Origin of the sequence: Dyella humi (assembly GCF_044904605.1) — a bacterium.
In the GTDB taxonomy this organism is placed as follows: Bacteria; Pseudomonadota; Gammaproteobacteria; order Xanthomonadales; family Rhodanobacteraceae; genus Dyella_B; species Dyella_B humi.
In genome coordinates this window covers 539,973-565,620 of sequence record NZ_JADIKI010000021.1, presented here as the reverse complement: position 1 = coordinate 565,620, position 25,648 = coordinate 539,973, and the positions used below count along the sequence as shown (strand labels likewise).

Sequence of the window (25,648 nt, the reverse complement as noted above, 5' to 3'; positions counted from 1 at the left end):
GACATTTTATTTTCCCCGGACAGCAATGGGCGAAGGCCGGGACGACAAGCGTTCGGCCATCTGCCACGACTCAATTTGCGCTCCCACCAAACTGCTCCTAGATTGCATCCCACCATCCACAAGGGGAGGGCAGAGCCATGCGCATACTCGTCGCAGCCATCTTCGGCGGCATCGTCATGTTCATATGGGGCGCTGTCGCGCACATGATGCTGGGCCTGGGCAACCCCGGCATCCATCAGCCCGTCCATGAGGACGTGGTGCTAAGTAGCCTGCACGAAGGCCTGGGCCCAACGCCCGGCGTCTACATCCTGCCCAGCTTCGATCCCAAGCAATGGAACGATCAGGCCGCCAGAACCGTCTATGCGCAGAAAACGCAGACGTCGCCCTTCGCATGGGTGGTCTACCTGCCGCAAGGCGAAGACATGACCAACATGAGCCGTCAGCTTCCGCGGCAATGGGCGTCGGACACGTTGGCCTCGTTGGCGCTGGCCTTCGTGATGGGGCTGGCCGCCTTCAGTTTCGGTAAGCGCATGGGGCTTGCTGCAGCCGCGGTGCTATTCGCCTGGCTGAGCACCCTGGTGCCGTACTGGAACTGGTACCGATTCCCCGATGCGCTGATCTGGGCCGCGCTGCTGGAACAGCTTATCGGCTGGCTGCTGGCCGGCGCGGTGATGGCCTGGTGGCTGGGACGGCGGGAGCGCAAGGCAGCCTGAGTCGGATACGGAGCGTCATCGGCCGCCGCGTTGCGACCGCGGCGGCCCGACGGCCATAATCCCGCTTTCTTGCCCCATTTTCGGATCCCAACATGCTGGACCCCGCACTGCTGCGTTCGCGCCTGGCCGAAACCGCCGAGCGCCTGAAGGAAACCCGAGGCTTCACGCTTGACGTGGCCACCATGGAAGCGCTGGAAAGCCAACGCAAGCAGCTCTCCACCGAAACGCAGGAACTGCAGAACCTGCGCAACACTCGCTCCAAGGCCATCGGCCAGGCCAAGGCTAAAGGCGAGGACGTTGCCGTGCTAATGGCCGAGGTCGCCGGCATCGGCGACAAACTTAAAGCCAATGAACACGCACTGGCCGAAGTGCAAGCCAAACTGGCAGAGATCGCGCTGGGCATTCCCAACCTGCCGCACGAGTCCGTGCCGTTGGGTCAAGACGAGAACCATAACCAGGAAGTGCTCCGTTGGGGTACGCCGCGCGGCTTCGATTTCCCGGTAAAAGATCACGTCGACCTTGGCGAGCGTCACGGCTGGCTGGATGGCGAAACCGGCGCCAAGCTCTCCGGCGCACGCTTCACCGTCATGCGCGGCCAACTCGCGCAACTGCATCGCGCACTCGCGCAGTTCATGCTCGATCTGCACACACGCGAACACGCCTATCTGGAATGCAACGTGCCGCTGCTGGTGAATGCCGACACCATGCAAGGCACCGGTCAGTTGCCCAAGTTCGAAGAAGACCTGTTCGCCACCCAGGTCGGCGACACGAAGCGTTACCTGATTCCAACAGCGGAAGTGTCGCTGACCAACCTGATGCGCGACACCATCCAGGATGCCGACGCGTTGCCGCTGCGCCTCACCGCACACACGCCATGCTTCCGTGCCGAAGCCGGCAGCTACGGCCGCGACGTGCGCGGCATGATCCGCCAGCACCAGTTCGAAAAAGTGGAAATGGTGCAGATCGCGCGTGCAACCGATTCCTATGCGCAACTCGAGGAAATGGTTGGTCACGCCGAGAAAGTGCTGCAGAAGCTCGAACTGCCGTATCGCAAAGTGATGCTGTGCACGGGCGACATGGGCTTCAGCGCCGCCAAGACGTATGACCTTGAAGTATGGCTGCCCAGCCAGAACGCCTACCGCGAAATCTCCAGCTGCTCGAACTGCACCGATTTCCAATCGCGCCGCATGCAGGCACGCGTGCGCAACCCGGAAACCAACAAACCCGAACTGGTCCACACCCTCAACGGCTCCGGCCTCGCCGTAGGCCGCACGCTGATTGCCGTGATGGAGAACTACCAGAACGCCGACGGCTCGATTACCGTACCCGAAGCGCTGCGCCCCTATATGGCCGGCGCGGAGAAGATTGCATGAACACGCAGGCGAGCCACTCGTGGAACAGGGTGGAGTTCTACTCCAGCTATTTCCTCATAGTCGTGCTCGCCTCCGTGATCGGCACGCGCCTGAGCTTCGCCAGCGTGTGGGAACTGCCCACCATCGACCTCGTGCTCAGCTCCATCGCACTGGTGTTGACGGTGGCCAGCTTCTGGATCGCCCGCAAGCGCCGCAGCTGGCGCCTGTGGATCATCGCCTTCGCCACCGCGACGCAACTCCTGCCCATGGTGCTGCGCTACCCAGCCACGCTGTTCCCTCTGCTGGGCGGGCTGATTCCGGTGGCAATCATGATCTGGGCGTTGGTGGCGCTGTCCCGCAAGGGCACGAATGGTCCGCGGGCACGTGGTTCCTGATAGGATTGTCGCCCTCACAAGCGAGTCGGATCGGCATACGCTGATTCCGTCACCCCGGCGAAAGCCGGGGCCCAGCGACTTCCTAAGTCTAGAGACACTGGACTCGCCACAAAAACACGGAGAGATGGCCGAGCGGTTTAAGGCAGCAGTCTTGAAAACTGCCGTAGGTGTAAGCCTACCGTGGGTTCGAATCCCACTCTCTCCGCCACCCAATAAAAAAGCGCCCACATAGGGCGCTTTTTTATTGGGTGGCGGAGAGAGTGGCTCGATGAGAACCCATACGGTTCGACAAATTCGTCAGGAACGAATTTGGACAGCCGCAGGCTGGCCCTGGAGCGCGAAGCGCGGAAGGGTTCTGCGAAATAGGACGTTGTTCACCCGTGAAGCCAGGTATTTCTTACTTCAGACCCACTGGTTTTCGTAGATGGTGTTCCTGAGGGCTTTAACAGCAAAGAACGCCATCTGCTCCAATTCCTGTTCGATTTGCTCTGGCCGGGTAAGGGGGAGTTCGTCGTCCCAGGGTTCTCCGACATGGACCCACTTGTTCCGATACAGTCGTAACCGATGGATGTCGTCTTTAAGGTTCTGGTCGATAAGGGAGTTGTTGATGAGGTCCATTAGGCGATCTTTGCCAGTGCCGTATTCAGAGCGGAGATACGTCTCGATACCAGATACCGCCGTCAAGATGCAGGAGAGATGAGCGCCTCCAACGAAAGCCATGTCGGAATCTCTGATGATGAAGGTGCACCATTCGGAAAGGATGACACCACCCTTTAGCAGCTCATCATCAAGCGCAGTGAGATGTTCCCAGCGGTCTTCCTTTGTTTGTGGCTGTTTGCCAAGTGCGTAATTCATCACGTTTCCTTCACGTTTCGGGACTGTTTGCGAATGTTCTGGAGCATTGGCAATGCAGATTATCCGTCGATGGATTTTCGAAAAACTTTAGTCATAGCAATTGGTTGTGGATGTTGACGCGTTGGGTGCACCATTGCTCCAAGAAATAACAGGGGCGGGGTGGGAATTGGATATCCCAGTCATTACGGCACAGCAGTTTGCAGCCAAATTTGCACTTCAACCGAATCAATATGCGTGGTTTCTAGGCGCTGGTGCTTCCGCAAGCGCGGGGATACCTACTGGCTACGCAATGATTCGTGATTTCAAGGCGCAGTTGTTTTGCCAGGAAACCAAACTTCCTCGTCGCGAAGTGGATGCAACTGACCCGCTATGGGTCGAACGTATTGACGACTTCTTCAAGCGCCAGGCAATTTTGCCACCCACAGGTGATACCACGGAATACGCAAAGGCATTTGAGGCGGTTTATCCAAGCGAAAGGGATCGTCGAGCTTATATCGACAGCCAAGTGAAGCTCGGACGTCCATCTTTCGCTCACCGAGTTCTGGCGAGCCTTTTGTCGGCAGGCCATACACCGTGTGTTTTTACTACCAACTTTGACAACTTAGTGGAGACAGCGACGACTGTTGCGGGTCAGCTACTCGAACCTGCTAAGAGACGAAATCTGGTTGTGGCTGCCATCGATTCAGCAGAACGTGCAAAGCGTTGTTTGGCAGAAAATGATTGGCCGCTTCTGGCGAAAATCCATGGCGATTTTCAGTCCATTGAGTTGAAGAATACGGAAGGGGAGTTGGCAGAGCAGGATGCTCGCATGCGTGCCGTGCTAGTCGAAGCCTGTTCCAGGTTTGCGCTAATCATCATCGGGTATAGCGGTCGGGATGCCTCGGTTATGGCTGCCTTGAACGATGTTCTGAAGGAAAGCGCTTCTTTCCCGGGCGGTATCTATTGGGTAACGAGGTCACCGTCCGAACTCTTGCCTGCTGTCAAGGAGCTCTTGCTGACCAGCATATCGAAAGGAGTCGAAGCCCATATTGTCCAGTCCCAAAACTTTGACGAGTTTGGAGGTGACATCGCTGATGTTGTCTCTTTGGATGAGGTGTTAGAGCAACACGTTCATGCAGGGGAAGCGTCGCCCATTGTCAGACCCGTACCGCTACCGACCCACGAAGCTCTTGATGCCCTAATCCTTCGATGTTCAGCAGTTCGGGTACTTACGCTCCCTACAGTCGCTCGTCGACTCCTTTTGCAAAAGCCAGCCAAAATCTCCGAAATTCGCAAGCGCTTAAGTGAGGCTAAGGCTAGGGCCACTGTCGCCGTCGCAGGAAATGAGTACGCCGCTTTCGGTTCAGATGAAGGGCTCTTGAGTGCTCTTGCTGAGTTTGGGCCCACGCTCGCTGGAACTGTTGAGCTAAACCCTTTGGCCCATAGCTGGGCACTAGGTTTGCTCTACGATGCGTTGACCAGGGCCTTGTGCAGAGGGCGCCCGCTTCATCCCCGGTTGCAGGCGCGGGGACACAGCGTCTTGGTGTCAGCTGGGTATCCGAATGAAGATGAAGAGCGACTTAAAAAGAGACTGGAAGCCCTCAGCCCGATGAAGGCGGCCTATGGTGCCGATCTCCATGGAAACATCCCCAAACTTGGGTGTCCGTTCAATGAAGCAGTACGCATTCGGCTTGAGCAAGCTGCCTCTCATTGGTGGTGCATTTTCGACCCCTACACCAGTGTTGACTTACCTAAAGAAGCGGAAGAGTCGACGGATGGGGAACCCTCTCCAGGCGAGCCGAGAAGCTTTCAATGGAAGCCAAGTCCTGCTGGTGATTGGCTGCGTGAGCGTTGGGCACAGCGCTACAACAAAAAATGGTCAGCCATCATCAACGCATGGTCTGGTCTCTTCAAGGGAGAAGGGCGGGCGTTTTGGCTGGAAGACGGGCAGGGTATTGACGCTGTTTTCCAGATCGGAGCGGTCACCGCATGGAGTCGTCCATCCCATGATCACCCCTATTTTCACGGAGGGCGATAGTGACCTCGCCTGCTGCTGACGCTAAGTTGCCTTCCTTCCAATTGCTGGAAGAGCCTGTTTTGTCTTTCTCGCCTGACGACGCACGGGCGAGGGACCTTCATCCTCTACGTGGATTGACGAAGTTCGGACCATTCTCAAAGAAGTCGTTGACAACCTATACGCCAAAGCTTCGTGTGGCGGTGGTGGGACCAAAGGCTGGTTGGGACCGAGTGGTTGCATTGATGAAGCTCATACAGAAACCACACGCACCGACTGACCGTAAGGATTATGTTCCAAGGTATCCTGGGTTTGAGAAGTTATTTAGCATACCTGTTCACGCGGCACCTCAGTCAGCCCGTGTCCTTTGGCCAGACTCTATCGATGAACTTCCATTCGGAGGTAGCTCAGAGGAACGTTTGGCCGCTGCCTTTCGGAGCGCGTTAAGCAATCTGGAGTTGGTCAGGTCAGAATTTGATGTGGTGGTGGTTCATCTTCCTGATGCGTGGGGCCATGCGTTAAAAACAGACTCGTTCAACGCCCACGATGTGCTAAAAGCTTTGGGCGCAGGATTTGGCATTCCAACGCAAGTCATCAATGACCGAGCATTTGCATTTTCCCAAACCTCGGCGGCTTCGATTGCCTGGCGCCTTGCCATTGCGTTGTACGTCAAGGCAGGGGGCACTCCTTGGAAACTGGCGCCAATGGCGGGGATTCCAGAGGGCACTGCATACATCGGACTTGCTTATGCTCTAAGGAAGCACGGGGAAGGCACACACTACGTTACATGTTGCTCTCAAGTCTTCGACATGGACGGTGGTGGGATGCAGTTCGTTGCGTTTGAAGCTAGAGATCCTGTGTTGAATCTGTCAGAGGCAAAGAAGAATCCTTTTCTAAGCCGTGCAGACATGAGGGCAGTGCTCGCACGCAGTCTTCAAATCTATCAGGGTAGGAATGGTGGCGCGCTTCCTAGGCGTCTGGTCATTCACAAGACAACCTCCTTTCGCGGCGAGGAAATTCAGGGGGCACGAGAGGCGACGGCCGGTATCCCTGAGTTTGAATGCATCGAGATTGGGAGTAACACCGCTTGGCGTGGCGTGTGGATGGTTGCCAATCCTTCTGGGCCAAAACCGACGAAGCCAGATGGCTACCCAGTGCCACGAGGCATTGTGCAAGCAAGGTCGGAGACATCGTGCTTTGTGTGGGTCGCGGGAAATGCCCCAGGAGCATCAACCAACGGGGCGTACTACCAAGGCGGTAAAAGTATTCCACGCCCCATCATCGTGACCCGCCATGCGGGTTCGGGGCCGTTGGACCTAATCGCACATGAAGCTTTAGCGCTGACTAAGATGGATTGGAACAACGATGCGCTCTATGACCCCGTGCCTGTGACGATTCGATACTCGCAAAAACTGGCCAAGACGATTGCCAATGTGCCTGATTTGCCAGGAAGTGCTTATCCGTATCGACTTTTCATGTAGTGCGTGAAAGCAAGCATTTGTGCGGATGCAATGCTCAGTGACCGTGAACGCGTGTAGCGATCGGCCATTTCCGCAGTAACTGCCGCACTTTCCAATAGGACTCCCAGTCCAGTGGAGCTAGATTCAACACGTGAAAGGTCGAAAAGGGCTGTGGTCATGAATTCAACCATTTGGGGAAGAAAATGATGACAAAAAAGTCAATATTTCCGAGCGCACCCAATTGGTTGAGATTTATTTTCGCTAGCATCCTATTACTTCTGCTGGCCTTGCCCCGTCAGTCTCATGCTACCGGCAATCTCGACCCGCTAGGCTATGGCGAAAATATTGACGAAGCGCTCATCAATCCCACGGAGCCAGGCAAGACGGAGGAGGATCTGACGGAACAGGTGGCGGGTATTCTGCATTCGGTCAAGATGGATGGCGGTCGTACCGTCCGTTGGTTCGTAAGCGATGTCTGGCCGCAATATCGATGCGCTCGCGATCCAGAGGATCAATCAAACGGCGAGCTTGATCCGGCATGGTTCACCATTAGCCGCATCCTGCTGCAACAAGCGCAGAAGGAGGGTATTTCGGTCGTTATCGTCATGGCCGATACGGCCAATGGAACCTTCGCCGGCCTACCGTCTTCCGAGGACAAGCGGTCGGCGACGGTTTCGGGCTGGAAGCAGTATCGTCAGACGCACTTGGTGCTCAGTGGGGCTGCTGCTTCTCCGGCGCCGTGTGAGCAAAGTTTCCAGAACGGCTATTTCGGCAGTGTCCAGCCGGAAGCGATATTCGAAGATGCGACACGCTCGGCGCATCTTACGAACCGGTTTTTCCGGATGGCCGAGTATCTGAAATCCTTTCCGGCTCTGGGTGCGCTGGAAATGTTCAACGAACCCAATTTTGTCGAGACGCAGAAACCGGAATTTGGACGCACCATCGCCAGAATCCGAGGCGCACTCTATGCGCGTGATCCATCGCTTCGCAAAATTCCGATCTATTCGGGCGTTGCTTATTGGAACGAAAAGGTGGCGCACAGCCTGGATGCCGCTGGCGACTTGGCTGAGGAGCCCTATATCAACGTCCACGAATACACAAAAGCCAGCGTCGACCCGCAGGTCGTCACGACTGGGGTCGTTAACCTGATCGCTTATCTGCGGCGTATCGTTCCCGGCAAGAAAGTCATTATTGCCGAAGCCGGATCGGACGCTTCGATCCATGATCTCCAGGTCCATGCCAATTTGTTTTACGCCTTCCTGGCGGCCAGGGCGATGGGCCATGCGGGCATGTGGATGTGGGGAACCTATGCCAACGACACCATCCCGCAACCGGATTTTCGGTGGGAGTTCAACTCGACGGCCTTGTCGGGCGGCGCCTTCCGCAAGCTTCTCGTGGCGGCGGACCACGAAGATGAATACCGGCAGGGCAAGCCGGTCACTTTCACCGCGGCGGCGCAGCGCAAGGAGCACAAGGAGCTCGTCACGATCAGCCAAATCCCCAGCGAAGACGCCAATCCACAATGGCGCCTACGATGGCAGGTCAACGTCGGAGCGGAGCGGTTCATCAGCGTTTCGCGCGCGGGAATTCTCATGCGTGTGGCTTCCACCTACAAGGACGTGTTCGCGGAACCGGGATCCGTTGTCGCGATTGATGTCGCCGGCAACAAGCGTCAGTGGGCGGAAATCTCCCCAACAGGCAGTGATTGGCAGATCAAAATCTACCAGTGCGATGGTGCTACATCGAGCCAGTCCGCGATCCCAACGCCGCCTTACGTCATCGACTATGCCGGACAGCTTGGGAACAAAACCTTCAAAACCTGCCGGCAATCCTTGCTCAGCGACAGCGGCATGCTATGAGCAATTGGCATCGTTTGCACAGACCCATCTTCCGGCGATGCTTGCAGTCTAACCTTCGCCGAGTGGGCCGCCTTTGAATTTTCAAAGAGACGCGGTTGGATGCTATCGCCGAAGCGGCGCGTCACAGCATATAAGGGATCAGATTCCTTTACCGGATAACAGACTTCATTGGAGACCTAGCGCGTGCCTTTTACTCATAACCTACTTTTGCTTAAAGCGCACCAAGGCGTTATCCCGACGGTGTTGCGCGATTTTGGTGATATGCGAGTCAAGATTGGCTTCCTTCTGAAGCATTTGAAGGAATTCCTAACTGAGGCGAAGGGTGTCAAGGTTGCCATTGATGATGCCGATCATGGGGACGATTGCGATGCTTGTGTTTATCTGCGTAATGTGGCTTTGCGACTTGATAACGATCTCGGCCTACAGGCGATTCACTTGGGCATTGCGACACGACTTTGGGAAAACATCACGCATCGCGATGTTGTTAATGCAGCCGAAACTACAGATTTCCTATCGCTTGCCTTGTCAACTCGCGGCATTTTGGACAGCACTTTTAGATCGTCGCTTCTGTACTGGAAGATGGATATACGGTTGTACAACAAGCAGCTTGCGGAATCGCTTGACTCGTTGCGTAAGTTAAAATGGTCGTCAATGGGGGCTCATTTGGATGACCCTGCGTTGGTAGCCGCACTCGACCAGTTTGCCGCGCTTTCGAACAGGCTCAAGCAGGATTCGACGCTTTACGCAGATCCGCAGCCAACCTTCAAAGGAAAGGTTGATCACTTTAGGAAGGAAGATAAAGTCGGATTGGAAGCGTTCTTTGGCGAGTGCGACGAATTTTATAGCGCACTCTCGGACATGGTTCATGGAGGCACCGCCTCTATGCTCTCTGCGGTCCCTCCAGGGCCTCAGATTGTTTTGGCTTCCGACGATTTGAGGTTTGTCGCCAGTGCCCACCATCTGGCGGAGCTCATTGGTGTCACGCTTGTTCTTGCCCACAAATTGCTGACGATGCTTTACCTACCTTTGCTCGAATTCACACTCAGACATGTTGAAGGAGCGGGCACTGTAGCTGAGACAGTACAGGCAATTGCCAGTCAAGCTCGGTCTAGAACCCAGAACTTGAGCTTTTGACAATTGCTTCCGAGTTCGAGGTCTCATCGACGGCATCAACAGTCCATCGGAAGGCTCCTAGCTTTGCTGGGAGTCTGTCTCTACTGATTTGTTGGAAGTGGCATCCGGAGCGGCTGATCCATACCTTTGGGTATCACATCATCATGAAAAGCATCCGAGACACTCCTTATCTAAGGTTCTGCAAAGGCCCAGCGGCCTTAAAGATATTCACGACGATGCCAGTCGGCGTCGTATGCGAGCTTTCCAGCGCCAAGGCGCGCGGCGGAGTTCCCTCGGCAAAAAGGCGCTTTCCTTTGCCCAGCAGGACAGGATTGACCAGCAGAACTACCTCATCCGCCAGCCCATGCTCAAGCAGCGCCGAAGTCAGCGTCGAGCTTCCCGCGAGGATCAGGTCCGGACCGTCCTTCGCCTTGATGCCACGAACGCTCTCCACGAGGTCCGGTCCAATGCCCTCGACGGGGCCCCATGCCAGGCTCTCCGGCCGGTGGGTGACGACATACTTCGTCGCCACGTTCAGGCGATCCGCCATCGGACTCTTCGGTGCTTTCGGCCAGAAACCCGACCACAGATCGTAGGTTCGGCGGCCAATCACCAGATCGAAGGTCTCGCCGTACATCGCAAGGACTTTCTCTAGCCCAGCAGGAGAGCGATACGGTGCGGTCCAGTCGCCGTAGGGGAAGTCGCTGTCGTCCGGACCATTGGCTACCTGGATCACGCCGTCCAGCGAAATATGTTCCATGATTTTGAGCTTGCGCATGTTGAATCTCCACCACGGGTTTGTGTCGCTGCGTCAGCTGGGCTAGTTACCCTGCTCGTCACTATTAGGACGAACGGCGAGATCGGATTTCGACAAGTTGTCCACTGGAATCCATACCTGGAGTCGCTCGAATATCGATGCGTTCGCGGCAGCGGATAGTTCGAATGTGATTCTCTGGATTCCCATGTGTCGCAATTCACCGAATGGTGTCGCTGTCTCAAAAAGATAGCCATATGGCTGCCTTGTGAATGGTACGTGTAGCTCCTCGCTACTTAGGCTTTCTTGGCGCATGAGCGCGCATGCGTATACGCACCCACATGTCACTGCCAGTGATCAGCGCCCCTCGCAAGAAAGCAAAGTCAATGCCATCAAAATACGCCAGGTTTGTAAGGACCCTTGCAGGCATGGGGCTCATGGCTTTCACCTGTGTGGCGGAGGTTGCCATCGCCAGCTCGAATGTTCCGGAAGGATTTGCGCATGCCACAACGGGTGGCGCTCGGGGAGAGGTCGTCACTGTCTCCACGACGGATCAGCTGAAACACGAGCTCTGTCATGAGCTCAACGCAGCAGGGCTTTGTGGCGACAACACGCCGCGAACCATCGTGATCGATAGGACGATCGACTTCCGTGGCGAAGAAGGCACCGCATCCGGACTCGGTTGCTATCCGTACCCCAATAAGGCCGAGGCGCTGGTGCTTCTAAATAGCCGCGATACGCATTGCAATGGCCATAAGGAATCGCAGATTGCCTATGACAAGGTCGGGGGCAAACCGTTGCTGGTTGGCTCCAATAAGACGGTGATCGGGGTAGGTGCCGCAGGCGTCATCGAGGGCAGAGGACTCAGGCTGGTCAACGTCAACAACGTCATTATCCGCAACCTGACGATCACTGAGATCAATCCAAGCGTCATCTTCGCCGGCGACGCCATCACCTTGAGTGGCGTCGATAATGTGTGGATCGACCACAACCGGTTTTACATGATCGGACGCCAAATGATTGCCGCCGGCTTTGACTCGGTAACGCACGTAACAGTTTCATGGAACGATTTTGACGGACGTAGTCCTTACGCCGCTTTTGGTAATAGCGACCATTACTGGAACATGCTTTTCGAGACCGGCGCTAACAGTGTTCAAAGTGTCACGATTGCGAACAATTGGGTTCACAACTTCGCTGGCCGGGCACCAATCATCACAGGGAATGGCGTCTTCCAGATCGTGAACAATTATTTCCAGAATGGCTGCTGGCATGCCTTGAATGCCTTCAACGGCATGAACGTTCTCGTTGAAGGCAATTACTACGATCAGGTTAGTGTGCCGATCCTCAAGAATTCGAACCTCACTCAAGTAGGAAGTGTTTTTGGTCTCCTTGACGGCAAGAGCAATGCTTCCGCACAGCAACTGTGCGCCAAAGAACTTGGTCGCAAGTGCGGCACTAACATTGCAGTGGGAGCATCCGATCTCAGCGGGTTTGACCAGAACGAGCAAGTGCTGTCGGCAGTCAAGGCTATGTTGCCTTTGAAATCGGTCAAGTCGTACGAGGCCAGCAACGTTCCTTCCGTCGTCCAGGCTCAAGCAGGCCCTGGTCATCTTTGAACAAGCGGGAAAGATGGATGGCTATATGCAGCCTGGGCGGCCGATACCTGGCCGGGCTGGCGATGGCACAAAACAGCAATAGTCTTGCTCTGTCTTTGTGCATCAAAGTCGCTGGGCCACGGCGTTCGCCGGGGTGACGAACTAAGCTACCGATGTCGCTGAGTCGCGATGCTAATCATGTTCGGCGCCATGCGAGACGTCAGGGCTAGCGAGAAAGGAAAAAACAAAGGCGCGAAAATCGCGCCTTTGTTTTTGCTTTGATAAAGATCTGGCGAGCGTGGCCCCTCACCCCAACCCTCTCCCCGGGGGAGAGGGGGAGGCCACACGTATCAACGACGTTTGACCTTGCGACGCGTTGCCTTCTTCGCAGCCTTTTTCGCCGGCGCCTTGCGCTTGCTTGCGCCATCGATCAGAAGGTTGTCGAGCGTCACGCCGCGGCGCTTAAGCGCGGCGACCACCCACAACGGGCGCTTGCCGCGTCCGGACCAGGTCTGCGAGGCATCTTCCGGATTGCGGTATTTGGGGGCGACCACCGAGCGCTTGCCGGCTTTGCTGGCCTTGCCGCCGCGGGTGGGATAAACGTCTGCCAGGGTCAGGCCGGCGTTGTGGAGGAGGGTATCGATCTTTCTGCGCACTTCTTGGATCTGGGTCACTTTGGCTTCCTGCATGTGCGCTTCGGCGTTGGCAATAAGCGATTGGAGTTCTTTCGGTGAAAGGGTTTTCAGGTCAATGGCCATGTTTGGTCCTTATTGGGATATTTATGGACGGTGCCAAGCATCAAATTAGTCAAGATGAACGAAATTTGCAAATTGTCTTAGCCAAACAGGTTAAATAGACCTGTTCAATGGCATTTTTCAGCAGATGCCTGCCGAAATACAGTGCGTTTTTCTCGATTTAATTGCAATAGGCGATTTTATCTCAGTAAAAAAGAGAACAGAGTCGCCATTTCAATAACCATGCCCTGGCCCGTTATAAGGGGGTGCCGGATAACGGCATTTGCACGGTTTACACACGTCAGGGTGCTACATTCCGCGTCGGCAATTCCTGCCGCACTCCGGACAGAGAGGGGGTTTTATGTTCCGTAAGCCATCTGGTTTTGCTTCGCGCGCAGGCGCCATATCGATATTGTTTGCAGCGCTGCTGTCCACTTCGGCGTTTGCCTACCAGGCGCCCGCGACCGGGCTGGGGCAGTCGTGGCCGAATGCCACGGATGTCAGCGTCAGTCCGCACTATCACGTGTACGTATTTATTCGCGACGGCATTCGCTATATCCAGGTAAACGATTTGAACGGCACGGTGCGTGGCGCGGTGGCGATGGCCGATCGGGTCGTGCTGGTGTTGCCGGTGGGCGTGGATGCGCCGTACGTCACTGCGCAGCATGCGCAAATTCCTGCCACGGCGGCAAACGCAGAAACGGTTTATAGCGATAGCAGTACGCGTATCACGGCCACACCGACAAGTACGGGTGCGGTGCAGCTCAACGTCGTTACACCGGCTACTACTCAAGATATTTGTACGAATCCGGTCAATTGCTCGCAGGCCATCATGAGCGTTGGAACGGGTAGCTGACGATTCCTACGGGAAATATCAACGAATGTACAGTTCGAGCGAGGCAGGGGACGTTGCGAGCGACTCCGGCACGCGTTGACTTACATCGTGCATCAGCGCGGTGACACGAAACACATTAGTTTGAGTCAACGTGTGGAGTTCGCCGTTGTAGAGGCGAGCGTAGTCTCGCATCGCCATTACGCCCAGGCTGTTAGCGCCCAGCTTGGCGGCCAAGTGCTGGCTTTCCTGTTTCTTCTGCATGGGAAGGTCGGCTTCGGCGTGATCGGTATAACCTTCGACGCGCAGCACGGCCCAACGCTGGCCATGGGTGAAGCCGCCGCGTAACGAGATAGTGATGGTCAACCAGGCCTGCTGCGCAAACACATACACCACAGCCTCGCAGGCCAGACGATAGATGGCTGCGTGCACGCCAGAAGACAACTGGCTCAGGCCGCGGCCCTGCAACTCGAAGCGGTAGGCGATGTCGGCCCCGTCCAGAGAGCGCCCGATGGTTTCGCGCAAGGCAGCCGGCAGGCCACGCTCGCGCCAAGCCGAGGGATGCATGGATTCGACTAATTGGTAGACCTGGCTTTGCGTGGTCGCCATCTGCTTGTAATAGGTCTGGCCTTCCATGGGCGGCAGTATGTGCTTGAAGCGGTTGAGCAGTCGCGTCTGCGTCAATTGCAACGTGCCGCCGATCTGTTCGAGTGTTTGTGCGGCTTGGCGCATACGTAGCTCGCACAGATACATACCCTGCTGCGCGACTTTGACGGCTGTCTTCGCACTGATCTGTTCCTGCTCTTCCGCGGCGTTCTGCATGGTGACACGAACGCCCAGCGCAAACAGGCAGGTGGCGGAGAAAGCAATGAAGGCTTGTGCGCCGATCACATCTAGGTCATCGACGCGGGATTCCATACCCAGGAAGATGCAGCTGATAGCGGCAGCAGTGCCGATCGCAGCAGCACGCCAGCCATGCTTCATGGTTAGCCATGCCGCTGGAAGAAACATCGTCATGTGTATGACTGGTTTGATCTCCACCGGCGCATGTCGATTGGCCCAGTAAAGCACGGCCAGCGTCGGTAGCAACAACACGATGGATTCTTGCACCAGTCGATTACCTGCCCAACTAACGAGGCGTGCGCGTAAGGGCTGAGGTCTTTGCAGTTTGAGTGCCAGGGCGATAGGCAAAATAGTGAGAATGCCGGCGTACCGACCCAGGAAAAGTTGCACGATCTCTATGCTGTGAAAATGGTAAGGATTCGGAGTCCCTGTAGGCTGCACCACGACGAGCAGCACGGGCACCACGGTAGCCGTCCAAACAGCCGCCGCCAGCGCAATGCATATAAGCAGTGCCTTGGCTCTTATTAGGTGCTTGGAGGGGAAGAGACCCAATCTGCGTTTGCACCATGCTACGACAGGCATGGCATACAAAATGGCTGGAATGGAATTGCCGATCCACCACATCTGACCGAACGGCGCTTGCTCTGGCGAGTTGTAGTAGATCAGCGGGCCGAGTTCGGCCAGCGCAAGGGCCGGCCAATAACGATAGGGAAGCAGCAGCAGGCAGCTAAGTCGCAGGCCACTGGTAATGTGCCAGATGCCGTTCGAATTAGGCCGCAATAGCGCGAAGATTGCCCCATATGCGACGAAAACCGCCACCTGCCGCAGCCACTTGTTTTCAGCGATTGATTTCAGCATCGGTGCACCCCTGAGTAGCCTTCGATAACCGCGGCCAGCCGTCCATAGCGATATGACTTCCCATGGTGCAAGACATGCAAAGCTAAGATTGTGCCAAGTACGCGTACCTGCTCTGGTGTAGCAGCATGCCTTTCGATGTCTCGCGGCAAGGACGGCGTTTGGATGGCCATCATACGCAGCGGGGTGCTTGGAAACGTGAAGGCCCGTAGACGGAACCGGCGCCTGCGTCACGCTTTTGCACGCTCCAAACGGATGTTTATCGGGGAACGTCGAAGACGCACTTGTTGCTGTGCGCGAAGGCGCACGTCTGGCCTGTGCTGACAGGTCGTTTTCCGCCTTTAGCGGTCAATCCCGTTCAAAATCGAATAGGTGCCGGCGATGGAAGGGCCGCTTCTGTATGAGATAATCATGAGTCCCGTAGCACACCCGGTTACCATGACTCTCCCGAAAGATGCCTTTCGCCGCTTCCAGGAAGAACTTGCGGCTCTCGAAAAGGAGATCGAACAGCGTGCGCCGCCGCCCCCGCCGCCGCCCAAGACCAGGAAGCCGACGGCCAAACAGGCCGCCTTGTCCGCCATGGAGCAAGCCAAACAGGAATTTCTGGCGTTGCGCGCGCGTCACAATCTGACCGTGGCGGACGTGGTGTCCTTTTTCCCGGAAGACGAGGGTATTGCGTACCTGCAGGGGTTGATCGCGCAGACCGAAGCCAAACCTCGCCGTGGGCGCAAACCCAAGGGCAGTACTGGCGCACAGCCTTAAGGCGCTCGGGCTGTTGGGGGAAAACCTGCCGCTCAGGGCACAATGACGACGCGTCCGGGCGTGCCTTCGGCCACCGCCGCGTAAGCATCCCGCCCCTGGGCGAGCGCGTAGCGGTGAGCGATCACTGGCGCATCGAACTTGCCGTTGTCGAAGCCCCGCGCCACCGCCTGCATCAGCCGGGCCGATTCCACCACGCCAAGTTTGGCGCTGTCAGCGCCTAGCAGTTGGGTTTCGTTGTGATAGAAATCGACCAGATCGAACTCCACCCGCCGATGCCCGGTGGCGCTGATTTCCACCACGCGTCCGCGTCGCTTGGCCAGGCCAAGCGCGGTTTCGAAGGCGATGCCGCCTACGCTGTCGAACACCACGTCCACGCCATTAGCCAGGCCTTCCAGGCTGCGCACGCCGGCGACGGTGTGTCCGTCGAACGGCACGAAGGCATGAATGCGCTTGCCGGCCGGCGAGCTTGCGTCCACCGGGTGCCGGTCGATGCCGATGATGCGGCAGCCCAGCGATTTGGCGATCTGCGTCACCGCGCCGCCGACCCCGCCGCCCGCGCCGATCACGGCGATGGTTTCACCTTCGCGCAGCTGCGCGTAGTCCACGACGCCCAGCCACGCCACCACGAAGTTCACGCCGATAGCCGATGCCTGCGCGTGATCGAGCGCGGCGGGTTTGCGCACCAGTGCGGCTATCGGCACGCGAATGTATTGGGCATGTGTGCCATCGCGAATGAAGCCGATATCGCCGCCGGTACCGCATACTTCCACGCCGAGCCAGGCGAGCGGCCCTTCTTCCACGACACCGCTGAAATCCCTGCCTGGAATGCGCGGCAAGGTCGTCTGCGAAAATTGGCCGGCCACGTTCTTGACGTCGCTCGGATTAACCGATGCGCCCAACACCTGCACCAGGGCGGTTCCCGCGTCGGCAACGGGCGTGGCGACATCCGCGTATTCCAGGACATCCGGCGTTCCGTGGCGGGTGAAGCGCAGGGCTTTCATGGGTGTCTCCTGGCCGGACGATGGTGAATGGCAGGCAAGCCGCGCGGAGAAAGCCCGGTAAGACCGCCCTAAGCTAATCTGCGCACAATGGCATCTTGGGACAATACCTCCAGCAAGGTAGGACGAAGGTAAACGAGGTATGCACATCATTCTGGTCGAAGACGACCTGCAACTGGGCGAGGCCATTCGGCTGGCATTGGAACGGCTTTCCTATGCTGTGACCTGGCTGCGCGATGGGCGCGAGGCGCTGGCGGCCATGCGCGATCAGACCGCCGACCTGGTGCTGCTGGATCTGGGCCTGCCCAACAAAGACGGCTTGGAAGTCTTGGCCGAAGCGCGCCGCTCGCACGTCAACACGCCGGTGATCGTGATGACGGCGCGCGATGGATTGGAAGCGCGTGTGCGCGGCCTTGATGCCGGTGCGGACGATTACTTGGTGAAGCCGTTCCACGTGGAAGAACTCAGCGCGCGCATCCGATCGCTCACGCGCCGCGCGCAAGGACTGGCTGCCAATCGCATCGATGTCGGTGTGATCAGCCTGGATATCGGTACGTGCGAAGCCGAATACCGTGGCAATCGGGTCGAACTCACGCGTCGCGAATTTTCCCTGCTACGTATTTTGATGGAACGCGCCGGTCGCATCGTGCGTCGCGAACATTTGGAAAATTCCTTGTATGGATTGGACAGCGCCGTCGGCAGCAGTGCTCTGGAAGTACAAATTCACGCGCTGCGCCGCAAGCTCAGCTTCGATGCCATTCGCACCATTCGCGGTGTGGGCTACATGATTCCGCGAGATCCCACGTGAAGCGGCTAAGTCTGCGCGATCGGCTGCGCTGGATGATCATTGCCGTGCTGATTGCCGTGCTGCTGCCGCTCGGTTTGTACAGCTATCACCGTGCCTTGAAGGAAACACGGGAATTGCTGGACGGACGTCTGGCGCAGTCGGCGCGTACGTTGGATGTGCTGATCCGACAGGCAGGTGTGGAAGCACTGCGCAAACCGGAGCTGGGCTCGCTGGTGGTGCCGATTCTGGGACGCAAGGCCGAAGAGCAGTTGTTGCACACGCGGACCTACGAAGCCGAAGTGGGCTACCAGGTGTTCGACATGCACAACCATATGCGCCTGACTACGGCGAATTTTGCGCAGCTGCCGTTGCCGTCGACACCTGTTTCCGGCTTCGATGATCACTTCTTCGAAGGCTACGGCTGGCGCATCTTTACGCTGGTCGACGACGTCAACGATGTGGTCGTTCGCGTGGGTGAACGCGATGACAGTCGGCGCGACATCACGCGTGCGCTCTGGCTCGATCTTGGTTTGCCGCAATTTGTCGGCTTGCCTCTACTGGCGATACTGGTGGGATGGGCAGTACGACGTGGTTTGCGACCGCTGGAACGTTTGCGACAGGCGCTTGCATCACGCGCACCCGGCAGTCGCCAGCCCATTCAACTGGAGCACGCGCCGCAGGAATTGCAGCCGGTGGTGGATGCCTTGAACATGCAATTGGAACGCCTGGAAGACGCCTTGGAGCGCGAACGCCGCTTCAGCGCGGACGTGGCGCACGAACTGCGTACGCCGCTGGCATCCACCATCATCCATCTGGACAGCGCGATGGCCACACAGCTGCCACCGGATGCGTCGGCGGCGCTGACTAGCGCGCAATCCGGCTTGGCGCGACTGACCCGACGCATCGAACAGCTGCTGGCTCTGGCCCGCCTGGAAGCCGGCGCCGCAGCCGGGCAACGTGGTGAAGTCGACCTGATCGCCGTAGCGATGAACGTGATCGACGAACTGGCGCCATTACTCGGCGAAAGCGGTGTGGAATTCGCGTTTGCCGAGCACGATGACAGCTTGAAGATTCAAGGCTACGAGGCCGCGCTCGCTGCCTTGCTGCGTAATCTCATCGAAAACGCCATGCATCACGTGCCCACTGGTGGTCAGGTGCAGTTATCGCTGCGTCGCTCGCAGGGAGCCACGCTGATCGAAGTGATCGATAACGGCCCTGGTATTCCACTGGAACGGCGTGCGAGCGTGTTCGCGCGCTTTCATCGTGAGTCGAGTGGTGGCGACGGTTACGGGTTGGGTCTTTCCATTGTGCAACGTGCAGCGCAGTTGCATGACGCGACGATCGAGTTGCTTGATGCGCCTTCGGGGCGTGGTTTGCGGGTGCGGGTGGCGATTCCGCAAATCTGATCCCTCTTCCCATTGGCAAAGAGGGAAGGGGGAGCCTTCTAAGAAACTCCCTAAGTGAATCCCTCTCCCTCCGGGAGAGGGTGCCGAGAGGCGGGTGAGGGTTCGGACGAAGCGCGGTGCTGATGTCTTGCGCAGGTCTTTGTGATCGCGCGCTGATCGTACCCTCACCCCAACCCCTCTCCCTCCGGGAGAGGGGTTGGGGTGGCACCTATACCGGGCGATGCAACTTTCTCCGGACAGCAGTGGGCTGTCACCGGTATGACGACGCGAAGATTACGGCTTGCCCACGGTCAACACGGTGAAACTATCCGGCACCGCCTGCCGATGTCCACGCGCATCCTTCTTGTCACTGAGCTGCGCAGACGACAGATAAACGCGATGCTTGTCCGGATCCAACGCCTGCGTGCGTGCACTTATTTGCGTCGGCACGTTAGCCACAACCGTGTAGTGATCCGGATCATCTTCATGCACCACGGTCAGCGTGCCGGTTTCGCCATTGGAGCTGTAGATCAGGTTTTCGCCCGCATCGAAGCTCACGGCATCCGGGCCATCGCCGATCGTCACCGCGGCCACGTGATGGCCATCACGCGCGTCCAGTACCGTCATCACCTGGTTGTCGCACACAGAGAACAGGCGGCTATGCGCAGCATCCATGGCCAGTCCGCTCGGTGATTCGCATGGTGCCAGCGGCCAAGTGTTCAACACTTTGTTGGTCGTGCTGTCGATCTTCACCAGTTCGGATTTGTCTTCGATATTCACGTAGACATGCCCGCTGCCGTCCGCGGCGGCAAACTCCGGCTTGCCGGGCAGGGCGATGGTGGCGATAACGGCGTTCTTCGCCGGGTCGATGACGCTGGCATCGCCACTCTTGCCATTGAAAGTAAAGACGTGGTGCGAAGCGCTGTCATACAGAATGGCGTCCGGCTTCTGTCCGGTGCCCTTGATGGTGGCAACGGGTTTGAGCGTGTCCAGATCGAACACGGTTACCGAGTCGGATTTGCCGTTGCTAGTGAAGCCGCGATGCAGATCCTGTGCGACAGCAATGCCATGCACGCCATCGGTGTTCGGAATAGTGCCGATCTGCTTATCGTGATCCACGTCGACTACCAGCACGCGATCGCCGCGGCTGACGAAAAGATGCCGGCGCTGCGCGTCGAAGTTGAGGTAATCCCAGCCACCGGTGCCACCCAGTTTCAGGTGATGGATCACGGCGATGGAAGGTTGCGTGGTATGAGCCGCCACGGACGAAGTGGCGGCAACGCCTGCCAGGGATGCGAGTACTGCGATAACAAGAGGCCGAAGCATAGGGGCAAGCTCGCTGAGGATAGAGTCCGGCAAGCTTGCGCCGGCTTACTTATGGCTTCCTTAGAATGCGTGTTGGAGTCTGGACAATGCGTCGATGTGATGCATTGCCCACTACCGCTCGCGCATGAGCGATGCAGCAGATCTGAAATCTGCTCGCCGTGGGTGAACCATCAAGAAAAGAGCGCGCGTTAAGCGATCGAATGGAAGTTGATCGCCTGATGGCACTGGTGCCCGGAGCCGGGATCGAACCGGCACGGGGTTGCCCCCGAGAGATTTTAAGTCTCTTGCGTCTACCTGTTTCGCCATCCGGGCTGGAGGGAGCTGCCGAATGACCGGCTGCAGGCGCGCAGATCGTAACATGCGCCCGGGTGTGAACGGAGCGGCGCGCTCCGTTTTGTTTGGACCGAGATCAGGCCACTGCGGTTTCGAGCGGGTGACCCGGACGCGCGTATTGCGCGAGGCGGATGGTGGAGGTGGGGCCTGGCATTTCCACGCAGGTGCCGCGCCCGGAGCGATTGTGCTCGTCGCGGGCGGCTTCGCGCGCCAACTGGATGGCGGGGCCAAGCCTTAATTGACTGAACAGGGTGGCCGATTCTCGGCGGATACTCCAATCTCCGTCCGGCGACTGCCTGAGCGAGTAGATCACCATCGGTACGCTCCATTGGGTTAGTGCTAACTAGCCTTGCTGGGGTGTAGCGGAACACGTGACTTCAACTGCAATCGAGCGAATGATGGCATCAAAATTAGGACGTGTATGTAGGCAATTTCCTACTTGAACTGTGGGTATCGGCGGTATATGGAAAATCCTTGCGAAACGAGGGGTTACACACTTGCAATGTGTCAGCGACCCGCCTACTTTGCTGAGGCACAGTTCCTAACCAGGGAGGGCGCAAGATGATTGACGTTGTACTCGTGGACGACCACGAGCTGGTAAGAACCGGCTTCAGGATGATCCTACAGCAGCCGGACATTCGCATTTGCGGTGAAGCGGGGACAGCCGAAGAAGGGCTGCGCCTGATCCGTGCCACCAAGCCGCACATCGCGCTGGTCGACGTACACATGCCTGGCATGAGCGGCATCGAGCTGACTGAGCGCATCGTGCGGGCCAACCTGCCCACGCATGTGATCGTGGTGACGGTAGTAGAAGATGCCCGTTTTCCGAAGCGGTTGCTGGATGCCGGCGCGCACGGCTACCTCACCAAGAGCTGCGCGGCCGAAGAGCTGCTCAATGCCGTGCGTCAGGTGGCTGGCGGCCGGCGCTACCTCGCTCCGGCCGTGGCACAGCAATTGGCGCTGGCCACGCTCGATGGCGAAGGTTCCCCGTTCGACGTGTTGTCCAGCCGCGAACTCGAAGTGGCGATGATGCTAGTACGCGGCAAGGCGCTGACAGCTATCGGCGAACAGCTCAACCTGAGTCCGAAAACGGTATCCACGTACAAGCAACGGCTGATGGAAAAGCTGCAGGTGGATCACGTGATCAGCCTCGCTCATCTGATGACCGTGCACGGTTTGCTGGATACGCACAATAACCAGGTCGGAAACTGAGCGACGCTTTTTGCGTACTTCAGAAAGCGAAGGGGCCGGACAGTGTCCGGCCCTTTCGTTTGTGCGTACGGAGAAGCGACGCGTCAGGAAAGCCTATTATCGCGTTGCTGGCCGAGCTGCAGGTTTTCTTCTTCTGCTTCTGCCGGCGGCTTCTTCGCTTCTTCGTGAGCTTCATGGCCGGTCGACGCATGCTGGCGTAGCGGCGCGGAGAGTAGGTCGCCTTGTTCCGGCTGATGGATGATGGGCGCGGGTGTCACAATCACCGGCGCTTCGAGAGTTTCAGCGACAGGGGGCTCGACCAGCACCGGCTCGTCCGTGTGCTTCACCTCAGCAGTGACGATCGATTCAACCACGCTTGCTTCGTTCGCAGCCGGCTCAGCTTCGTGCGGCACCGTAACGGTGACTACTTCAGTCTGAGCTACCGGCGTCTCCTCATGCGACTGAGCCGTCGCAGTTTCTTCGGAAACCACTGGTGCTTCTTCCGCCACAGCTTCGTGCGCCGGAATAGGCGGAAGCACGGGCAGGTTGAACGATGACGGCACCGGTGCTGGCGCGACGATGAGCGGCGCCGCGGCGTGATCCTCATCGGCCACGAGGGGAGCGGCTTCCCGTTCGACAGAGGAGGCCTTGATGGTTTCCGCTTCGTCGACGACTGCTGGCTTCAGTGGCGTCGGCACATGGGTTTCTACGGGCGGAGCAGCAGCGTGAGGTGCTTCGTCCACCGGCGTTGATACGACCGCGTGCGAAACGGCCGGCGTAGCGGACTCAGGCTTTGCCTGCGGCGCCTCCGCTTCCAGCGCGGACGGATCGTCGCGATCCTCGTCGTCCAGATCCTGAGTGTCGAGCTGTTCGTTCTGCACGGCACCGGCGACTGCGCCTTCGTGACGGCGACGACGACGGCCACCGCGACGGCCGCGACGGCGGCGCGACTGGCCGGCGCTTTCCATCGTGGTCGCGGCCTCGGCAGCGATGCTGTTGTCTTCGACAGTAGCGACAGTGACAGGCGCGGCGGTTTCAGTAGCCGGCTTCTCAGCAGGCTTCTGCGTTTCCACCGGCTTGGTGGCAACTGGCGGATTCGCCTGCTGTTGTGCCCGCTCCAGCTGCGGCTGACGCGGTTGGCGTTCCTGCTGCGGCTGCTTGGTTGCTTCGACGTTCTGCGGTTTGCTGCGTTGCTCGGTTGCGGCAGCCTCGCTCACCTGTGCCGGCTTCGGCTGGCGCTGCGGCTGTTCCTGCTTATTGCGCTCCTGCTGCGGCTGCTGGCGTGCTTGCGCCTGCTGTTCACCGCGCTGGCGCTGGCCCTGATGCTTGCCTTGCTGCTGCTGTGCGCCGCGGCCTTCGCGTTGCTGATTCTGGCGCTGCGGCTGCTCGCCACGTGCGCGCTGTTCGTTGCGGCGGTTGTCCTGCCTGCCGCGCGTGCTTTCCTGCCGTACGGGAGCGGCCGGTGCAGGGGCGGGTGCTGGTACGGCGGCACCGTTGCCGCGGAACATGCCGAACAGCTTGGAAAGGAAACCGCCTTGCGATGCGGCCGGTGCGGGGGCCGGGGCAGGTTGGCGCTGTGACTTCGCCACCGGAGCGGCAACTGGCGCAGTGGCCGGCTCTTCTTCACGCACCGGGGCAGGACTGCTAGGCAAGATACCGCTGACAGCCGGCTGCTCGCTGCTGCCCAGCATCTGACCCATCTTGCGCACTACGTTGGCTTCTTCCGCAGTGAGACGCTCATAGCTGGGTTTGCTGTGCTCACCCATGTCCGCTTCACGGATGCGTTGGATTTCGATATGCGGCGTTTCGAGCTTGTCGTCCGCCACGATCACCACGTGCACCTTGTTGCGCAGTTCGATTTCGACCACGCTGGCGCGCTTTTCGTTGAGCATGAAGTTGGCCACGCTCGACGGAGCCTGCACCAGCACTTGGCCGGTGTTGTCCTTCATCGCGTGTTCTTCGATCAAGCGCAGGGTGGACAACGATAGCGACTCCACGCTGCGGATGTGGCCGTGGCCTTCGCAGCGCGGGCAGACGATCTGCGTGGCCTCGCCCAGCGACGGACGCAAACGCTGGCGAGACATCTCCAGCAGGCCGAAGCGCGAGATACGACCGATCTGGATGCGCGCGCGGTCGAGCTTGGCCGCATCCTTCAAACGCTCCTCGACTTCACGCTGATGCTTGGGGCTGTCCATGTCGATGAAGTCGATGACGATCAAGCCACCGGCGTCGCGAATGCGCAACTGACGGGCGATCTCCGCCGCCGCTTCCAGGTTGGTATTGAACGCCGTCTCCTCGATGTCACCACCCTTGGTGGACTTGGAGGAGTTGATGTCGATGGCGGTCAGCGCCTCGGTCTGATCGATCACGATCGAACCACCGGAAGGCAGGCGCACGCTGCGGTCGAATGCACTCTCGATCTGGGTTTCGATCTGGTAGCGCGAGAACAGCGGGGTATCGTCTTTGTACAGCTTGAGCTTGCGCAGGGCGTTGGGCATCACCTGCTGCATGAAGTCGCGGGCATCTTGGAAGAGCGATTCCTCGTCGACCAGGATCTCGCCGATGTCGTTGCGCAGGTAGTCGCGCAGGGCGCGGATGAACAGCTTGGATTCCTGATAGATCAGGAACGGCGCCTTCTGGGAGCTGGCGGCCTGGGAGATGGCTTTCCAGGTGGCCAGCAGGTAGTCCAGATCCCACTGCAGCTCTTCGGCGTCGCGGCCCATGCCGGCGGTGCGCACGATCAGGCCCATGTCGTCAGGGACGGTGAGATGCTCGAGGGCTTCCTTCAGCGCCTGTCGGTCTTCGCCCTCGATGCGACGCGAGACGCCACCCGCCTTCGGGTTGTTCGGCATCAGCACCATGTAGCGGCCGGCCAGGCTGATGAAGGTGGTCAGCGCCGCGCCCTTGTTGCCGCGCTCTTCCTTCTCCACCTGGACGACCACTTCCTGGCCTTCCCGAAGGAGATCGCGGATGTTGGATTTATAAGGATCCAGGCCCGGCGTGAAGTAGTCGCGGGCGATTTCCTTCAGGGGGAGGAAGCCGTGGCGTTCGGCGCCGTAGTCGACAAAGCAGGCTTCGAGGGAGGGTTCGACGCGAGTGATGCGGCCTTTGTAAATATTGGCTTTTTTCTGTTCGCGGGAGGGGATTTCGATATCAAGATCGTAAAGGGTTTGGCCATCTACGATGGCCACACGCAACTCTTCACGCTGAGTTGCGTTGATCAACATTCTTTTCATTGTGATTCCTCGGCTTGGCCGCGCGTCGCGCGCCGCGGTGGCGCCTGGCGTGGCGGCCTATCCGGGGATCGCGCCGCTGCGGTAAAGCGGCATAAATAAACGGTAACGTTCCCGATACCGGGATGATTCTTTGCACGCACGCCGCACTGCCTGGCTAACAAAACCGGACAAGCGGCTACCCGAACCGTTACGATGAAAGGGTGTTTGCGACCGGCTGCCAAGATGGCCGACCGGAGCAAACCTCGCCGGCGTAACAGGCGGGCGCCTAGTCCTCAAC

General features: G+C 58.3%; 21 protein-coding genes and 2 tRNA genes. 14 read left to right on the top strand and 9 right to left on the bottom strand.

Features of this window, described 5'->3' with window-relative positions; all coding sequences use genetic code 11:
- Window positions 1-137: 137 nt before the first annotated feature.
- The 4 genes from ISP18_RS03050 to ISP18_RS03035 all read left to right on the top strand — a co-directional run bounded on the left by ISP18_RS03050 (window position 138) and on the right by ISP18_RS03035 (window position 2,668).
- On the top strand, window positions 138-713 hold the full coding sequence (locus tag ISP18_RS03050; RefSeq protein ID WP_380016902.1) for a hypothetical protein: 576 nt from the start codon (window positions 138-140) through the stop codon (window positions 711-713).
- Between the two features lie 92 nt (window positions 714-805).
- Window positions 806-2,086 carry a serine--tRNA ligase gene (gene serS / locus ISP18_RS03045; protein WP_380016900.1) on the top strand — a complete coding sequence of 427 codons (1,281 nt, stop codon included), beginning with the start codon at window positions 806-808 and terminating at the stop codon, window positions 2,084-2,086.
- On the top strand, window positions 2,083-2,460 hold the full coding sequence (locus tag ISP18_RS03040; RefSeq protein WP_380016898.1) for an LrgA: 378 nt from the start codon (window positions 2,083-2,085) through the stop codon (window positions 2,458-2,460). Before serS ends, ISP18_RS03040 begins: the two co-directional genes overlap by 4 nt.
- Before the next feature lie 118 nt (window positions 2,461-2,578).
- Window positions 2,579-2,668 (top strand) — tRNA-Ser (locus tag ISP18_RS03035).
- A 194-nt stretch (window positions 2,669-2,862) separates the two neighbouring features.
- Here the strand turns inward: ISP18_RS03035 and ISP18_RS03030 are convergent.
- Window positions 2,863-3,315, bottom strand: coding sequence for a hypothetical protein (locus ISP18_RS03030; RefSeq protein ID WP_380016896.1), 453 nt, complete (start codon window positions 3,313-3,315; stop codon window positions 2,863-2,865).
- 106 nt (window positions 3,316-3,421) lie between these two features.
- On the opposite strand from ISP18_RS03030, the gene ISP18_RS03025 reads away from it, so the two are divergent.
- The 4 genes from ISP18_RS03025 to ISP18_RS03010 all read left to right on the top strand — a co-directional run bounded on the left by ISP18_RS03025 (window position 3,422) and on the right by ISP18_RS03010 (window position 9,761).
- Window positions 3,422-5,332 carry an SIR2 family NAD-dependent protein deacylase gene (locus ISP18_RS03025; RefSeq protein WP_380016894.1) on the top strand — a complete coding sequence of 637 codons (1,911 nt, stop codon included), beginning with the start codon at window positions 3,422-3,424 and terminating at the stop codon, window positions 5,330-5,332.
- 221 nt (window positions 5,333-5,553) lie between these two features.
- On the top strand, window positions 5,554-6,789 hold the full coding sequence (locus tag ISP18_RS03020; protein ID WP_380016892.1) for an argonaute/piwi family protein: 1,236 nt from the start codon (window positions 5,554-5,556) through the stop codon (window positions 6,787-6,789).
- A gap of 182 nt (window positions 6,790-6,971) precedes the next feature.
- Window positions 6,972-8,627, top strand: coding sequence for a hypothetical protein (locus ISP18_RS03015; RefSeq protein WP_380016890.1), 1,656 nt, complete (start codon window positions 6,972-6,974; stop codon window positions 8,625-8,627).
- 183 nt (window positions 8,628-8,810) lie between these two features.
- Complete coding sequence (locus tag ISP18_RS03010; protein ID WP_380016888.1) at window positions 8,811-9,761, top strand: hypothetical protein; 951 nt, start codon at window positions 8,811-8,813, stop codon at window positions 9,759-9,761.
- Window positions 9,762-9,927: 166 nt separating this feature from the next.
- Here ISP18_RS03010 and ISP18_RS03005 read toward each other — a convergent pair whose 3' ends face one another.
- Complete coding sequence (locus tag ISP18_RS03005; protein WP_380016886.1) at window positions 9,928-10,518, bottom strand: dihydrofolate reductase family protein; 591 nt, start codon at window positions 10,516-10,518, stop codon at window positions 9,928-9,930.
- A gap of 299 nt (window positions 10,519-10,817) precedes the next feature.
- Here ISP18_RS03005 and ISP18_RS03000 point away from each other — a divergent pair, with 299 nt between their 5' ends.
- Window positions 10,818-12,110: a pectate lyase family protein gene (locus ISP18_RS03000; protein WP_380016884.1), complete on the top strand. Its 1,293-nt coding sequence runs from the start codon at window positions 10,818-10,820 to the stop codon at window positions 12,108-12,110.
- A gap of 329 nt (window positions 12,111-12,439) precedes the next feature.
- On the opposite strand, the gene ISP18_RS02995 is transcribed toward ISP18_RS03000, so the two are convergent.
- Window positions 12,440-12,847 carry an H-NS histone family protein gene (locus ISP18_RS02995; protein ID WP_380016882.1) on the bottom strand — a complete coding sequence of 136 codons (408 nt, stop codon included), beginning with the start codon at window positions 12,845-12,847 and terminating at the stop codon, window positions 12,440-12,442.
- Between the two features lie 337 nt (window positions 12,848-13,184).
- On the opposite strand from ISP18_RS02995, the gene ISP18_RS02990 reads away from it, so the two are divergent.
- The gene (locus tag ISP18_RS02990; RefSeq protein WP_380016880.1) at window positions 13,185-13,679 is read left to right on the top strand and encodes a hypothetical protein; all 495 of its coding nucleotides are present in this window, start codon (window positions 13,185-13,187) and stop codon (window positions 13,677-13,679) included.
- Window positions 13,680-13,697: 18 nt separating this feature from the next.
- Here ISP18_RS02990 and ISP18_RS02985 read toward each other — a convergent pair whose 3' ends face one another.
- Entirely contained in the window at window positions 13,698-15,356 is a 1,659-nt protein-coding gene (locus tag ISP18_RS02985; protein WP_380016878.1) for an MASE1 domain-containing protein, read from the bottom strand.
- Window positions 15,357-15,764: 408 nt separating this feature from the next.
- Here ISP18_RS02985 and ISP18_RS02980 point away from each other — a divergent pair, with 408 nt between their 5' ends.
- Window positions 15,765-16,115 carry a 2-hydroxyacyl-CoA dehydratase gene (locus ISP18_RS02980; RefSeq protein WP_380016876.1) on the top strand — a complete coding sequence of 117 codons (351 nt, stop codon included), beginning with the start codon at window positions 15,765-15,767 and terminating at the stop codon, window positions 16,113-16,115.
- A gap of 32 nt (window positions 16,116-16,147) precedes the next feature.
- Here the strand turns inward: ISP18_RS02980 and ISP18_RS02975 are convergent, their stop codons facing one another.
- Window positions 16,148-17,116: a quinone oxidoreductase family protein gene (locus ISP18_RS02975; RefSeq protein WP_380016874.1), complete on the bottom strand. Its 969-nt coding sequence runs from the start codon at window positions 17,114-17,116 to the stop codon at window positions 16,148-16,150.
- Between the two features lie 139 nt (window positions 17,117-17,255).
- Between ISP18_RS02975 and ISP18_RS02970 the strand changes: the two genes are divergently transcribed.
- Window positions 17,256-17,921: a response regulator gene (locus ISP18_RS02970; protein ID WP_380016872.1), complete on the top strand. Its 666-nt coding sequence runs from the start codon at window positions 17,256-17,258 to the stop codon at window positions 17,919-17,921.
- Window positions 17,918-19,306: an ATP-binding protein gene (locus ISP18_RS02965; RefSeq protein ID WP_380016870.1), complete on the top strand. Its 1,389-nt coding sequence runs from the start codon at window positions 17,918-17,920 to the stop codon at window positions 19,304-19,306. The genes ISP18_RS02970 and ISP18_RS02965 overlap by 4 nt, the downstream gene beginning before the upstream one ends.
- Window positions 19,307-19,579: 273 nt before the next feature.
- Here the strand turns inward: ISP18_RS02965 and ISP18_RS02960 are convergent, their stop codons facing one another.
- The 3 genes from ISP18_RS02960 to ISP18_RS02950 form a co-directional block, all read right to left on the bottom strand.
- On the bottom strand, window positions 19,580-20,611 hold the full coding sequence (locus ISP18_RS02960) for a YncE family protein (protein WP_380016868.1): 1,032 nt from the start codon (window positions 20,609-20,611) through the stop codon (window positions 19,580-19,582).
- Window positions 20,612-20,836: 225 nt separating this feature from the next.
- Window positions 20,837-20,923 (bottom strand) — tRNA-Leu (locus ISP18_RS02955).
- 97 nt (window positions 20,924-21,020) lie between these two features.
- Window positions 21,021-21,260, bottom strand: a complete 240-nt coding sequence (locus ISP18_RS02950) for a hypothetical protein (RefSeq protein WP_380016866.1) — start codon at window positions 21,258-21,260, stop codon at window positions 21,021-21,023.
- Window positions 21,261-21,505: 245 nt separating this feature from the next.
- Between ISP18_RS02950 and ISP18_RS02945 the strand changes: the two genes are divergently transcribed.
- Complete coding sequence (locus ISP18_RS02945) at window positions 21,506-22,156, top strand: response regulator (protein WP_380016864.1); 651 nt, start codon at window positions 21,506-21,508, stop codon at window positions 22,154-22,156.
- Window positions 22,157-22,239: 83 nt separating this feature from the next.
- On the opposite strand, the gene rne is transcribed toward ISP18_RS02945, so the two are convergent.
- On the bottom strand, window positions 22,240-25,371 hold the full coding sequence (gene rne, locus ISP18_RS02940) for a ribonuclease E (protein ID WP_380016862.1): 3,132 nt from the start codon (window positions 25,369-25,371) through the stop codon (window positions 22,240-22,242).
- Window positions 25,372-25,648 lie beyond the last annotated feature (277 nt).

Coding starts and splice junctions, on each gene's coding strand:
- ISP18_RS03005 (WP_380016886.1), bottom strand. CDS start 10,518: ATGCGCAAGCTCAAAATCATGGAACATATTTCGCTGGACGGCGTGATC.
- ISP18_RS02945 (WP_380016864.1), top strand. CDS start 21,506: ATGATTGACGTTGTACTCGTGGACGACCACGAGCTGGTAAGAACCGGC.
- ISP18_RS02950 (WP_380016866.1), bottom strand. CDS start 21,260: ATGGTGATCTACTCGCTCAGGCAGTCGCCGGACGGAGATTGGAGTATC.
- ISP18_RS02975 (WP_380016874.1), bottom strand. CDS start 17,116: ATGAAAGCCCTGCGCTTCACCCGCCACGGAACGCCGGATGTCCTGGAA.
- ISP18_RS03020 (WP_380016892.1), top strand. CDS start 5,554: ATGAAGCTCATACAGAAACCACACGCACCGACTGACCGTAAGGATTAT.
- ISP18_RS03050 (WP_380016902.1), top strand. CDS start 138: ATGCGCATACTCGTCGCAGCCATCTTCGGCGGCATCGTCATGTTCATA.
- ISP18_RS03040 (WP_380016898.1), top strand. CDS start 2,083: ATGAACACGCAGGCGAGCCACTCGTGGAACAGGGTGGAGTTCTACTCC.
- ISP18_RS03000 (WP_380016884.1), top strand. CDS start 10,818: ATGCGTATACGCACCCACATGTCACTGCCAGTGATCAGCGCCCCTCGC.
- ISP18_RS02960 (WP_380016868.1), bottom strand. CDS start 20,611: ATGCTTCGGCCTCTTGTTATCGCAGTACTCGCATCCCTGGCAGGCGTT.
- ISP18_RS02995 (WP_380016882.1), bottom strand. CDS start 12,847: ATGGCCATTGACCTGAAAACCCTTTCACCGAAAGAACTCCAATCGCTT.
- ISP18_RS02980 (WP_380016876.1), top strand. CDS start 15,765: ATGAGTCCCGTAGCACACCCGGTTACCATGACTCTCCCGAAAGATGCC.
- ISP18_RS02990 (WP_380016880.1), top strand. CDS start 13,185: ATGTTCCGTAAGCCATCTGGTTTTGCTTCGCGCGCAGGCGCCATATCG.
- serS (WP_380016900.1), top strand. CDS start 806: ATGCTGGACCCCGCACTGCTGCGTTCGCGCCTGGCCGAAACCGCCGAG.
- ISP18_RS02985 (WP_380016878.1), bottom strand. CDS start 15,356: ATGCTGAAATCAATCGCTGAAAACAAGTGGCTGCGGCAGGTGGCGGTT.
- rne (WP_380016862.1), bottom strand. CDS start 25,371: ATGAAAAGAATGTTGATCAACGCAACTCAGCGTGAAGAGTTGCGTGTG.
- ISP18_RS03015 (WP_380016890.1), top strand. CDS start 6,972: ATGATGACAAAAAAGTCAATATTTCCGAGCGCACCCAATTGGTTGAGA.
- ISP18_RS03030 (WP_380016896.1), bottom strand. CDS start 3,315: ATGAATTACGCACTTGGCAAACAGCCACAAACAAAGGAAGACCGCTGG.
- ISP18_RS02970 (WP_380016872.1), top strand. CDS start 17,256: ATGCACATCATTCTGGTCGAAGACGACCTGCAACTGGGCGAGGCCATT.